Source organism: Acinetobacter nematophilus, assembly GCF_026344175.1.
Lineage (GTDB): Bacteria > Pseudomonadota > Gammaproteobacteria > Pseudomonadales > Moraxellaceae > Acinetobacter > Acinetobacter nematophilus.
In genome coordinates, this window is the sequence record NZ_JAPKMY010000009.1 from 39,491 (window position 1) to 51,387 (window position 11,897).

The following is an 11,897-nucleotide window of genomic DNA, read 5'->3' on the forward strand; positions in this document are numbered from 1 at the left end:
TTTTCCTCACTTATGGTATATGTATCACCATATTTCATGATTACTGAATGAATGGCACAACTATATACCTTTTGCTAAAAACTGCTACTAAAATTTGGTGAATTTTTCCACAACATCGATAAAACCATCTGCAAAATAAAAACGCCCACTTGGGGGCGTTCTTATCGCTTTAAAAAGCAGAGTATTAAGCAGTTAACTCATTTACAGCTGCAACCACAGCTTCAGTCGTGATACCGAAGAACTGGAACAAGTCTTTTGCTGGAGCAGACTCGCCATAGGTTGTCATACCAATAACTTTGCCATCTAAACCCACGAACTTCCACCAGTAATCAACATGAGCTGCTTCAACGGCAACACGTGCACGGATGTTTGAAGGCAATACGGCTTCACGGTACGCAGCATCTTGTTTAACAAACTCTTCTGCACATGGCATAGATACAACTCGTACACCTTCAAGCTGTGCATGCGCTTCCATCGCCAATGAAACTTCTGAACCGGTCGCAATGATGATTGCTTTTAATTCACCTTTTTCTTCAGCCAATACATAACCACCTTTTGCAACATTCTCTATTTGTGCCTGAGTACGTGTTTGGAACGGTAGGTTTTGACGAGAGAAAATCAATGCTGTTGGACCTTCTTTACGTGTTAATGCAGATTTCCAAGAAATCGATGCTTCAACCGTATCACATGGACGCCATGTATTTAAATTTGGAGTACCACGTAGAGAAGCAATCTGTTCTACAGGTTGGTGTGTAGGACCATCTTCACCCAGACCAATTGAGTCATGTGTATACACATGAATCACACGTTGTTTCATCAATGCAGACATACGAACAGCATTGCGTGCATATTCCATAAACATCAGGAAAGTTGCAACATAAGGAATAAAACCGCCGTGTAAAGCAACCCCATTGGCAATTGCTGTCATACCGAACTCACGTACGCCATAATGTACATAGTTACCTGCTGGATCTGACTCTACACCTTTGGCACCCTTCCACAAGGTTAAGTTTGATCCTGCCAAATCAGCAGAACCACCTAAAATTTCAGGAAGTAAAGGTGCAAATGCTTGAATTGCGTTTTGACTCGCTTTACGTGTTGCAATTGTCTCACCTTTTGCATTCACTTCAGCAATATATGCATCTGCTTGAGCCAAGAAATCTGCGGGTAAATCACCTTCTACGCGGCGTTTAAATTCAGCTGCTTCTGTTGGGTATTTTGTAGCATAGGCAGCAAAAGTTTCATTCCAAGTCGCTTCTGATGCTGAACCTTTCGCTTTGGCATCCCAAGCCGTATAAATATCAGAAGGAATAACGAATGCTTCTTCTTTCCAACCTAATGCTTCACGGGTGAGTGTGATTTCATCATTGCCTAATGGCGCACCGTGACAGTCTTCTTTACCCTGCTTGTTCGGTGAACCTAAACCAATAATGGTTTTACAGATAATCAAGGTTGGTTTCGCAGTCTCCGCACGTGCTTCAACCGTTGCAGCACGAATCGCATCAGCATCATGACCGTCTACACGTAGAACTTGCCAACCATAAGCCTTGAAACGTTCTTCAGTATCGTCAGAGAACCACCCCTCTACTTCACCGTCAATAGAAATACCGTTGTCATCATAGTAAGCAATCAGTTTTCCTAGACCTAAAGTTCCTGCAAGTGAACATGCTTCATGGGAGATGCCTTCCATTAAACAACCATCACCCAAGAAACAGTAAGTAAAATGGTCTACAACTTTGATGTCTTCTTTGTTGAACTGAGCAGCTAAAGTTTTTTCAGCCAGTGCGAAACCAACCGCATTGGCAATCCCCTGACCTAACGGGCCAGTCGTCGTCTCAATACCTGGCGCATAACCCAATTCTGGATGACCTGGCGTTTTAGAATGTAATTGACGGAACTGTTTGATGTCTTCAATGGAAAGATCATAGCCCGTTAAATGCAACAGTGCGTACTGCAACATGGAACCATGACCATTGGACAATACAAAGCGGTCACGGTTTGCCCATTGTGGGTTTGTCGGATTATGATTCAGAAATTCACGCCATACGACATCAGCGATATCAGCCATCCCCATTGGTGCACCTGGATGTCCAGAATTTGCTTTTTGCACAGCATCCATAGCCAATACACGAATTGCGTTAGCTATACGACGTTCATTCAACGGGGTTGTCATAGATCAGATCCAATAGATAAAAATTTAGGAACAAGAATAAAAATTCAAAAACTGTGCTGTATTGTCTTAAAAAAAACGATCAGGGTAAAGACTTAAGTCTATATTTATCCCTTTTGGTTGCAAATTAATTAAAAAATGATCGCAATACTGCATTGTCTCTTTAAAAATGATAAATATTGATTGGCTATTTGGATCAAAACTTGAATACCCTCATCATGATTAAGCGATACATTTTTAAACATGAGTTTTCATCACCATCGCAATAAGCACATAGTGGCAATAAAGAGAAATTAATTTCAACCTGAATACAGTCAAATCATTCAATCAAAAGCAAGTTAAGCGGTTTTAAAAAGCGCTGACGTTACAAATTTCACCATCTTTATCAGTTTTCCTAATGAATATATCAATTAAAAACACATTAAAATGAATTTTATTCATGATTTTTAATCAGGTAATGCTAGTCCTCAGGCTGAAGTCGATGTAACATATTGCGTCTTTATAAATTACTGTGATAGGACTTTCATGCGCGAGTATGCTGTTTTTACTTCGGAATCTGTGAGCGAAGGCCATCCAGATAAAATGGCTGACCAAATCAGTGACGCTATCTTGGATGCAATCTTAAAAGAAGACCCATATGCACGGGTTGCCTGCGAAACATTAGTAAAAACTGGTGCGGTCGTTCTTGCGGGTGAAATCACCACAACAGCAAATGTCGATTTTGAATCGATTGTTCGCCACACGGTGAATGGTATTGGCTATCACCATACAGATCTTGGTTTTGATGGCTCAACCTGTGCCGTGATCAACATGATTGGCAAACAATCACCAGAAATTGCACAAGGTGTTGATCGTCAAAAACCTGAAGATCAGGGTGCAGGCGATCAAGGTTTAATGTTCGGTTATGCAAGCCGTGAAACAGATGTGTTGATGCCTGCGCCAATTTCATATGCACACCGTTTAATGGAAAAGCAAGCTGAATTACGTCGTAACGGTACATTGCCATGGTTACGCCCAGATGCCAAAAGCCAAGTTACGTTTGCCTATGAAAATGGCAAGCCCGTTCGCTTGGATGCAGTGGTACTCTCGACTCAACATGATCCTGAAATTTCACAAGCGAACCTCAAAGAAGCAGTGATTGAAGAAATCGTAAAAAAGATCATCCCTGCTGAAATGTTCCATGCTGAAACGAAATTCCATATTAATCCAACAGGTTTATTCGTGATTGGTGGACCTGTGGGTGACTGTGGTTTAACAGGTCGTAAAATTATTGTAGATACCTACGGCGGCATGGCTCGTCATGGTGGCGGTGCTTTCTCCGGTAAAGACCCTTCAAAAGTTGACCGTTCTGCTGCCTATGCTGGTCGTTATGTTGCCAAAAACATCGTTGCCGCAGGTCTTGCAGATAAATGTGAAATTCAAGTGTCTTATGCGATTGGTGTGGCTGAACCGACTTCAATTTCAATCAATACCTTCAATACAGGTAAAGTTTCTGACGAATTGATCATTCAATTGGTTCGTGAGCACTTTGATTTACGCCCTTATGGCATTACTCGTATGCTTGATTTGATTCAGCCAATGTATAAGCAGACTGCTGCTTATGGACACTTTGGTCGTGAAGGTTCCGACACTGCATTTACATGGGAAAAAACAGATAAAGTTGAAGCACTTAAAGCATCAGCAAATCTATAATTGCTCAAAAATCCAAAGTAAAAAAGCTCGCAGATGCGAGCTTTTTGTTTGTTAAAGATTATGGAAATAGATACCTCAAAAAAATCCCTCCTCTCTAGCAGCTTCAATTTAAACTCAATCAAAAAACTCCTGTCGTCTTTTTTTCTTTTATTTGCAAGTTCTTCATCTTATTCTCGAAAATAAAACCCCACTTAGTCTGGACTAGGCTTAGAATCCTGTTGTAAAACACTCAATATCGAAACTTGTTCAGGTGCTTCAGTATTATGATTTTGAATATATAAATGCCCAACTTTAAAGGTGACTGCCACAACCAAGCAAGCCACTAGACAAAAAGTCCATAACCCATATGGGCTTTTAATATGTTGAGAGCCACATTTCGGGCAAACTTTTTGGGTCGAAGTCACTGCTTCATTACAGCAAGCGCAATGATATTGTAGAATCATCTTTGGATCTCCTTTTTATGGCACTATTATTGTTTTTATTTATTACACTACCATTATATCCATATAAGTAATGTAAAAATTTAACTACATTTTTAAGTTTACATGATTCACCCTATTTGACAAGCAAATTTTGTTTCTATTTATTTTTCATAAAATTCATAAATTTATATAAATATTAGCAAAAACCAGAAATCAGTCTCAATTCAGACTTATTCTTCACTCAATACCCAGAGATCAATATTCTGTATCCTGTGTATTCAAGGTATAATTCAAGCATAGGCAAATATTAGATTTTGGGAGATTATTTTGGTACAACTGATCAAAAAAGGTGGCTTGCGTGAACGCGCCAACCGTAGCCGCAGATATTCTGAATCCGAAAACCAGATCAAAACTTTAGATCAACGTCGTTATCAGACACAAGAACAGCTTGGCAATATCCTGGCACAACATGTGAACGATGAAAAAACAACTCCTGAAAACAATGAAAATCAATAAAATATTTTAAGCACATCCACCCAGAGGAAAACTGCAAATAATAAGAAAAAACTTCCAGAGAGAATATCAATATAGCTTCCAGAACGTTGATAGATCGCTTTTATTTTGGGAATCGACATTACCAACATCAATAGACTAAACACTAAAAATGTTTGAATCGGAATGATTACTGCCAATTGTGGTTTTAAGTTTAATCCAGCACTTGAACTTAATGCCAATGAGAAAACACTACTGAAATAGATCACAATTTTAGGATTGGCTAAGTTTGTAAAAAGTCCCCAAAGAAAATAGTTTTTCGGTTCATGCGCTATCACACCATCAAGATTGGTCCTTTGTTTAAGTGTGGCAATACCACCTTTTAACATGGCATACCCCATTCGAGCCAGAAAGAATCCACCAATCAACATCAACACTTGCTGAATCCAAGGCCACTGCTCCAATAAAACCGTAAAACCCAATAGCGTTAAGATCACCCAAACCAAGACACCGGCAGATATGCCTAAAATAATTTTAAGGGTATTTGCACGTGAAGTAGAAGCTGAACTTTTAGCAACCAGCAATACATCTGGTCCTGGACTGAGCTGTGCAACAAAATGCAGTGCACAAATGGTCAATAACATTGACATAATTTAATCTTATTGCTTAGGGCGAGCCAATTATACCGTTTGATCAACCATTTAAGAAATAATTTGTCCTCATAAAATCCGTGTTTCCCAATAGATGAACAAAAGAGGCTTGTCTGATTGGTCGGTAAAACCACAAATTTCAGCGATAAAAAAAGCTGAATCTTTCGACTCAGCGTTCAAATTCAATCACATTAAAAATGACATTATTTTTTATTTACATCTTTAAGTTCAATTTGCTTACGATCTGGTTCAATCTCATGTGCCTCTCCATCAATAATTGTGGAATCACGATATTGACCACCTGATTGTTGGTTTTGCATATCCTGCATTTGGCGCATTAAATCTGCAAAGGGATTTTGCCCTTGCGCATCGCCCATGTTGCCCATTCCGCCCATCATATTATTCATCATGGCTTGTTGTTTTTTTGCCATATATTTCATTCCTGCATTTTTAATTGCATTCTGAACAGGCGGTAGAATCACCAACAATGCTAAAACATCTGTGATCAAACCTGGGATCATCAACAAAATGCCTGCAAATGCGGTTGCCATTTTTTTAGCAATCGCAGGGTCATTTCCCATCATTCCTGTCATTTGCATTTGCTGTAACTGCGGCATAATCGTCGCAGTGCTGGAACGTAATAAATTTAAACCAATCACAAAAGCGATGATAAACCAGAAGAACACGTACCAACCACTAATGAATTGAGCCACGCCAATCCACACAGCAATTTCAAGAATGATACCAATTAAAATAATAGGAAAAAGTTTCATCGAAACAAAGCATCTCAAAGATAAATTAAATTTCAGCTTGGAAAGTCATACATCAAATGCCATGAATTTCATCACTTTTATATTTATAAGGGCTTTCCCGAATTTTTAAAGGGTAATTTTGTGTTTAATCTCGAATTTCTTTATTTTTGCCATTCACTGGACGATGTTTTATAAAATAGATACATTGCCAATATTGTTCCAATTGGAAATAAAAACAGTAAAATCACTGCAATAAATCGCGAAATACTCCGCCCTCTTTCTGAACCTTTTTCAGCTTCTGCTGAGGCAATAAAATGTAAATACATCATCCAGCCGAAAACCAAGATCAGAATCAGAAAAGTCATCAATGCATCTAGGTCAAATTTCTGCAATATTCCAAAACCGAGCAAGATGAATCCCACCAGATAGATCAGTGTAATTAAACGATGAACCCAATACACATGCTGATTTTTGATTTGCACAAAATTGTTCAAACAAGCTCTCCTATTTGTTGTTTGATCACACAGCCAATAACTTAAAATTTTACTTTCAATCGCTGGATAGCATCATATAATCTAAACAAGATTTACGATAAACAGTATTATGCCTTTAATTATTGGAATTGATCCCGGCTCACGTTTAACAGGTTATGGGATTATTGAGAAAGATGGTCAAAAGCTTTCTTTTATTGATGCAGGTACAATTCGTACTGAAACAACAGAGATGCCTGAACGTTTAAAACGAATTTTTGCAGGAATTGATCGAATCGTTCAATTTCATGGTCCTACAGAAGCGGCCGTTGAACAAGTTTTTATGGCACAAAATCCAGATTCAGCATTGAAACTGGGACAGGCACGTGGCGCAGCTATCGCTGCTTTGGTCAACCTAGATTTGCAAGTTGCTGAATATACTGCTCGCCAAATCAAACAATCTGTTGTCGGTTATGGTGCAGCAGATAAAGAACAGGTACAAATGATGGTCATGAAGCTTCTGAATCTTTCTGTTAAACCCCAACAAGATGCTGCCGATGCACTTGCTGCGGCGATCTGCCATGCCCATGCCTCAGGCAGCATGAGTAAGTTAGCAGTGCTCAATGCTTTAGGTGGTATGGCGCGAGGACGTAGCCGCAATAGCAGTCGTAGACGCTGATACATTAGATCTCTTGCGAAAGTTATTTTTTAATCATTCAATAGATCAATCCTGCTATTAAATTCATTCTTAAACCAAAGCGTTTACACCTATTTCTATAGTGCTCTGACAATATGTGGAAAATCTTTAATTTTATATTAATATATGATATTTAAAGTATTTTTTAACACATCAGCAAATTCTCAGGTTTATTTTTCCAGTGCTTCGGTGCGGATGATGTATATTTGTTTTGCAACAAAGTTTTGAAAAGGCAGTCATCAGTCTGGAACACACATAAATATGGATAAAATGTTTATTTTAAAAGACCAATATGGAAAGGTGTCAACCATCTTTGATTTCGATCAATTTCGAAATTTTGTTGAAAGCATTCCAGACGATAGATGGAGTAGCGGTTCCGGTGACATTTGTTTATTAAATAATCAAAATGGCTATTATGTTTCAATATCAAAAATCAAACAAAAGAATCGCTTTATCATGACAAGTAGCAAAAAAGCTGGTGAAGAACTTTATGTATATGTGGCAAGCCAGATGTACACAGCATTGGAGGAATATTATGTTGGAGGAGAATTGATGAAATTTCCGGCTGAATTTTTTGTTGAAAAAGATTTCATCCTCAATATTGTCAATGATTTTATGGGTAAAGGCAGCATCGATTTTTCTGGAAACTGGGTAGTTTTGCACGAGCAGGAATGGTTGGGATTGGAAGATGATTAATGGGAGCAAAACAAAAGATGGAAGTTAATTATCAGAGAAAATAAGGTTTATTTCATAAAATGAAAGATGTCTAAAAAGTAACTATTGAAATTTATGAAAAATAATATGAATACTGTATCGGAATATTCACACTATCTGTCACGATGCCTTGCATCCGAATATTTTTATATACAGGAAAAATATCCAAAGTTATGCATCATTGACTGTGAAGTTGTTGTGGATACATACATGAAGTGGTTTCATGAATCAAACGGCGATAATTAATAGCATCAACAAATGATAGTGTGAAGTTTATTTTTAAAATGAAAGAAAAAATTGTTCTGGCATTATTGAATCAATAAATGGTAGCCATAATATAATATGAAACTGGCATTTATCTGCACGCTATAACACATTATCGCCGTGTATGAAGATGAAACCAACTTTTATAGAAAGTACACAATACCTGATCAATGTCATAGAAGCCTATAGCTATATGTGAATTAAGAGCTACATCTCTTTAAATCCAATATTTAGAGCCTTATAAATAGAAATACTCTGCTGACTTATAAGGTTCCTGACCTCCTTTTGAGTGCAGACTAGACTTGTTCGATTGGATTTAAACCAGGACTATACGCTAGAAGGTAGATGATTCGTACATTATATATTTCAGCAAGCTGTTCTATTTCTTTGCCTTTATGAATAGACGCATTATCTAGAATCAAAAGATCTCTTGATCTAAGTAAATTCTGAAATAAATAATCAAGCCATCCTGTAAATAACTTCTGTCGCATGATCCTGAAAAACTAAATAGGCTCAATTAATTTAAATAAGGCAGTGCATCTTTACGCACCTCTCGAATACTGGGTTGTTTAGAGTACGTTGCAATCAGCATATTTCCTGAGTTTCTAAGATTTTTCTTCTGTTCTGGATCGACTCGAATTAAGACCAATTCTTCTGGAATACGAGGGTTACTACCCTCACGAGAAATAATGAAACTTTGATTTCGTTCAAGAATTTTATAATTCGGGAACCCTTTCTGTAACTTCTCTTTAAAGCTCAGTGTTTTATCTTCTTTTTTACGACTATCTAGCTGAGTGTATATAATCAACACAATACATGCTGCAAAAACAATTCCAACAATTAAATACTTCTCTAACATTTTACTTCACTCGAATATATTTTTGCTGTTGCTCATTATAATGATAAACATGGGTTTCATTTACAGGAATAATCTTAGCACGATCTGCGACATATATTTGCCTTGTTCCTGAATAACGAATTTCTATATCATACAAACCATTATGCTCAGAAGTTAAAAAACGATAATTTCCTCGAGTGTTGTAGATTTTTTCACTTCCCGTCACTTCATTGTCATTACTAATTTCTGCGACTTGTAACTTCTTTATCCTCGGATTTTCATCAAAAGGTACAATGTATAAGGTTGTTGTTGAATAGCCTTGACGACTAAATGATTGTTCCTCTACATAAGCTTTAACTTTTGGCCCTACTCTGCGAATATTTTTCACAATATCAGCAGTAGGATAAGGTAAATAGTTAAAGTCAGCATTCATCCAACTATTTTCACCCTCACTTTGGCTGAGCAGTTCAAATTGTGCAGAAGTATTTTTCTTAAAGATGTAGATGCGTGTAAAAGCCGCACATGCTCCACAAAAATTGAGCATATGGTTATTTTTATCTACTGAAACTTCAGTGGTTGTGAACAGAAAACGTAATTCATTTTGCGCATTTCGATAGCTATGGGCAGGGCTAAAGACAACCACTGCATCATCGCTATTTAAAGCATTGGTATATTCTGCATGTTTAATGCCGATATAGGGAATATTTTGCTGATCCAATTGATCAATTTTTGTTGTTTGAATTTGTTTTCGATAAAAAGCGTTCATCACCGTTTTAAAGTCTAAATCTTTTAGAACAATTTTAGTATGATGATTTTCAGGCATCTTTTCATTTACTTGTGCAACAACAGTAGCTTGAATATCCCACATTAAAAGACAACTGAATAAAAACGTTTTAATAATCATTTTAAATTATCTTCATATATATCAGAATGGACAAGTTAACGAATCATGGTGAACTCATTGTAATCTGTGTCATGATTGAGTCTACTTTGTTCGATACTGGTGACTTCAGCCCTTAAAGGCCCAATGTGGCAATGACGAATTAAACCGATAATCGCTTGTTCGTCTCCAACTATAACCGCTTCAACCTCACCTGACTCTAAATTTTTGACATAACCTTTGAGTTCCATCTTTAGTGCCTCTTTCTCAAACCAACGCCGATAACCAACACCTTGTACTTTGCCACGTATCAAAAGTTTAACTGCATCCATCGTATTTTTAGCTCCGAATAATATTAATGACATGATATACAGCTTGTGCCATGTGTTGTGCCTGTAGCCCACGGATACCTTGTTGTGCAAGATAATCACCGGCTTGCGCATGTAAAGTGACAATATCATGCAGTTGCACATTTTCAGCAAATTGAGCTTTTAAACTGGCAATCATACCCGCCAAAACATCTCCCATCCCGCCTGTACCCATCCCTGGATTACCACCTGTACAAATCCACAACTTATCTTCAAGAATTAAGCTACCTGCACCTTTCAACACCCAATTGCCTGAATATTTATTTTGAAGACTTTGAATAGCTTTTATACGATCAGACTCAATTTCAGCGATTGTGCAATTGAGTAGTTTAGCTGCTTCTCCGGGATGTGGGGTAAGATAAGTATTTGGATTCAATTGAATGTTTAACTTCGCCAAAAACCATAAAGCATCCGCATCCAAAACCACCTGTAAATGTGTACTGGCACAGATTGGCTTAAACCATTTTGAAAATTGCTGTTCAGCCCAAACATCTCGACCTAGGCCCATACCAAAACCAACAGCGTCCACTTGATTGAGTAAGGATTGAATCTCATTTTCTGTAAAAGCATTGATATCTTTAATCATGATATTTGGAGATCGTGCCAAAACAGCAGTATGGTGCTTTTCATGGCAGACAATAGTCACTTTTCCAGCGCCCGCACAAAATGCAGACTCTGCCGCCAGTATGACCGCACCTCCCATATCGGCATGACCACCCACGACCAATACATGCCCATAGCTGCCTTTGTGTCCAAAAGCTTGGCGTCGTGGTAATTGAATATGTTTGGGGGCTAATTGTGCGACTGCTTTCAACTCGGAATCAGCTGGAATCAAAGAAATCGTTTCTATTTGACCAGCATACTCTTTACCCTGCCCTGTAAATAATCCTGCTTTAAGCCCTAAAACAGTAAATGTGTAGTCTGCTTTGACTGCAATGGGTTGTGGCTGGCCTGTATTAGTATTCAAGCCACTTGGCAAATCAACTGCAATTTTAATCCCTGTTTGTGCATTAAAAGTTTGAATGATAGTTTGCCATGTTTGATCTAAATCACGATTTAAACCAATTCCAAACAGAGCGTCGATATGACAGTCAAAAGTCCCTTCAAGATCAAAATGTGAATGGATTTTTAATTGATTCTGTTCAGCCAGTTGTATCGCTTGCTTTAAGTCAGCCGATACACCTGTCTCAGTGGCAAATATTTCCACAGCATAGCCACTTTGCTTTAAATAACTGGCAATACAGTAGCCATCACCTGCATTATTGCCACGACCACACCATACTGCGATAGTTTTAACTTCAGGATATTTATTTTGAAAAAGCTGGAGCAAATACTGAGCAATCGACCATGCTGCCTGTTGCATTAAACCAAAAGCACTATTTTGCTGACTAAACCATCGACGTTCCCATGCTTGAATTTCATGGCTATGATAAACTTGGCCTAGCATATATTTATCCTTTTCTTTTCACTCTTTTTTCAGCACACCAA

The 11,897-nt window shown here is 37.9% G+C and carries 14 protein-coding genes and 1 pseudogene; 4 read left to right on the plus strand and 11 right to left on the minus strand.

Going from position 1 to position 11,897, the window contains the following annotated elements; all coding sequences use genetic code 11:
• Positions 1-184: 184 nt before the first annotated feature.
• The gene (gene tkt / locus OSH00_RS15275) at positions 185-2,173 is read right to left on the minus strand and encodes a transketolase (RefSeq protein ID WP_266131161.1); all 1,989 of its coding nucleotides are present in this window, start codon (positions 2,171-2,173) and stop codon (positions 185-187) included.
• Positions 2,174-2,695: 522 nt separating this feature from the next.
• Here tkt and metK point away from each other — a divergent pair.
• Positions 2,696-3,862 carry a methionine adenosyltransferase gene (gene metK, locus OSH00_RS15280; protein WP_196077616.1) on the plus strand — a complete coding sequence of 389 codons (1,167 nt, stop codon included), beginning with the start codon at positions 2,696-2,698 and terminating at the stop codon, positions 3,860-3,862.
• A gap of 191 nt (positions 3,863-4,053) precedes the next feature.
• On the opposite strand, the gene OSH00_RS15285 is transcribed toward metK, so the two are convergent.
• A complete protein-coding gene (locus OSH00_RS15285) occupies positions 4,054-4,305 on the minus strand; it encodes a hypothetical protein (RefSeq protein ID WP_196077617.1) in 252 nt (83 codons plus the stop codon).
• Between the two features lie 306 nt (positions 4,306-4,611).
• Here OSH00_RS15285 and OSH00_RS15290 point away from each other — a divergent pair, with 306 nt between their 5' ends.
• Entirely contained in the window at positions 4,612-4,800 is a 189-nt protein-coding gene (locus OSH00_RS15290) for a hypothetical protein (protein ID WP_266131162.1), read from the plus strand.
• On the opposite strand, the gene OSH00_RS15295 is transcribed toward OSH00_RS15290, so the two are convergent.
• The 3 genes from OSH00_RS15295 to OSH00_RS15305 form a co-directional block, all read right to left on the minus strand.
• Positions 4,794-5,426, minus strand: a complete 633-nt coding sequence (locus tag OSH00_RS15295; protein ID WP_266131163.1) for a LysE family transporter — start codon at positions 5,424-5,426, stop codon at positions 4,794-4,796. The two genes, OSH00_RS15290 and OSH00_RS15295, sit on opposite strands and share 7 nt — an antisense overlap.
• A gap of 203 nt (positions 5,427-5,629) precedes the next feature.
• Positions 5,630-6,199 carry an FxsA family protein gene (locus tag OSH00_RS15300; RefSeq protein WP_266131164.1) on the minus strand — a complete coding sequence of 190 codons (570 nt, stop codon included), beginning with the start codon at positions 6,197-6,199 and terminating at the stop codon, positions 5,630-5,632.
• A 140-nt stretch (positions 6,200-6,339) separates the two neighbouring features.
• Positions 6,340-6,672: a hypothetical protein gene (locus tag OSH00_RS15305; RefSeq protein ID WP_266131165.1), complete on the minus strand. Its 333-nt coding sequence runs from the start codon at positions 6,670-6,672 to the stop codon at positions 6,340-6,342.
• A gap of 109 nt (positions 6,673-6,781) precedes the next feature.
• Here OSH00_RS15305 and ruvC point away from each other — a divergent pair, with 109 nt between their 5' ends.
• Positions 6,782-7,327, plus strand: coding sequence for a crossover junction endodeoxyribonuclease RuvC (gene ruvC, locus OSH00_RS15310; protein ID WP_004824318.1), 546 nt, complete (start codon positions 6,782-6,784; stop codon positions 7,325-7,327).
• 37 nt (positions 7,328-7,364) lie between these two features.
• Here the strand turns inward: ruvC and OSH00_RS15315 are convergent.
• A pseudogene (locus OSH00_RS15315) lies at positions 7,365-7,469 on the minus strand (IS5/IS1182 family transposase); the annotation flags it as partial.
• Positions 7,470-7,606: 137 nt separating this feature from the next.
• Here OSH00_RS15315 and OSH00_RS15320 point away from each other — a divergent pair.
• Positions 7,607-8,041: a hypothetical protein gene (locus OSH00_RS15320; protein WP_266131166.1), complete on the plus strand. Its 435-nt coding sequence runs from the start codon at positions 7,607-7,609 to the stop codon at positions 8,039-8,041.
• A gap of 578 nt (positions 8,042-8,619) precedes the next feature.
• Here the strand turns inward: OSH00_RS15320 and OSH00_RS15325 are convergent.
• The 5 genes from OSH00_RS15325 to OSH00_RS15345 are packed head-to-tail and all read right to left on the minus strand — an operon-like array spanning position 8,620 to position 11,856.
• The gene (locus OSH00_RS15325; RefSeq protein WP_266131167.1) at positions 8,620-8,814 is read right to left on the minus strand and encodes a transposase; all 195 of its coding nucleotides are present in this window, start codon (positions 8,812-8,814) and stop codon (positions 8,620-8,622) included.
• 26 nt (positions 8,815-8,840) lie between these two features.
• Positions 8,841-9,182, minus strand: a complete 342-nt coding sequence (locus OSH00_RS15330; RefSeq protein ID WP_266131168.1) for a hypothetical protein — start codon at positions 9,180-9,182, stop codon at positions 8,841-8,843.
• 1 nt (position 9,183) lies between these two features.
• Positions 9,184-10,065 (minus strand): hypothetical protein, encoded by an 882-nt coding sequence (locus OSH00_RS15335; RefSeq protein WP_266131169.1) that lies wholly within the window; start codon positions 10,063-10,065, stop codon positions 9,184-9,186.
• Between the two features lie 35 nt (positions 10,066-10,100).
• Positions 10,101-10,373 (minus strand): acylphosphatase, encoded by a 273-nt coding sequence (locus OSH00_RS15340; RefSeq protein WP_266131263.1) that lies wholly within the window; start codon positions 10,371-10,373, stop codon positions 10,101-10,103.
• Positions 10,374-10,380: 7 nt separating this feature from the next.
• The gene (locus OSH00_RS15345) at positions 10,381-11,856 is read right to left on the minus strand and encodes an NAD(P)H-hydrate dehydratase (RefSeq protein WP_266131170.1); all 1,476 of its coding nucleotides are present in this window, start codon (positions 11,854-11,856) and stop codon (positions 10,381-10,383) included.
• Positions 11,857-11,897 lie beyond the last annotated feature (41 nt).

Coding starts and splice junctions, on each gene's coding strand:
- tkt (WP_266131161.1), bottom strand. CDS start 2,173: ATGACAACCCCGTTGAATGAACGTCGTATAGCTAACGCAATTCGTGTA.
- metK (WP_196077616.1), top strand. CDS start 2,696: ATGCGCGAGTATGCTGTTTTTACTTCGGAATCTGTGAGCGAAGGCCAT.
- OSH00_RS15285 (WP_196077617.1), bottom strand. CDS start 4,305: ATGATTCTACAATATCATTGCGCTTGCTGTAATGAAGCAGTGACTTCG.
- OSH00_RS15295 (WP_266131163.1), bottom strand. CDS start 5,426: ATGTCAATGTTATTGACCATTTGTGCACTGCATTTTGTTGCACAGCTC.
- OSH00_RS15300 (WP_266131164.1), bottom strand. CDS start 6,199: ATGAAACTTTTTCCTATTATTTTAATTGGTATCATTCTTGAAATTGCT.
- ruvC (WP_004824318.1), top strand. CDS start 6,782: ATGCCTTTAATTATTGGAATTGATCCCGGCTCACGTTTAACAGGTTAT.
- OSH00_RS15320 (WP_266131166.1), top strand. CDS start 7,607: ATGGATAAAATGTTTATTTTAAAAGACCAATATGGAAAGGTGTCAACC.
- OSH00_RS15325 (WP_266131167.1), bottom strand. CDS start 8,814: ATGCGACAGAAGTTATTTACAGGATGGCTTGATTATTTATTTCAGAAT.
- OSH00_RS15330 (WP_266131168.1), bottom strand. CDS start 9,182: ATGTTAGAGAAGTATTTAATTGTTGGAATTGTTTTTGCAGCATGTATT.
- OSH00_RS15335 (WP_266131169.1), bottom strand. CDS start 10,065: ATGATTATTAAAACGTTTTTATTCAGTTGTCTTTTAATGTGGGATATT.
- OSH00_RS15340 (WP_266131263.1), bottom strand. CDS start 10,373: ATGGATGCAGTTAAACTTTTGATACGTGGCAAAGTACAAGGTGTTGGT.
- OSH00_RS15345 (WP_266131170.1), bottom strand. CDS start 11,856: ATGCTAGGCCAAGTTTATCATAGCCATGAAATTCAAGCATGGGAACGT.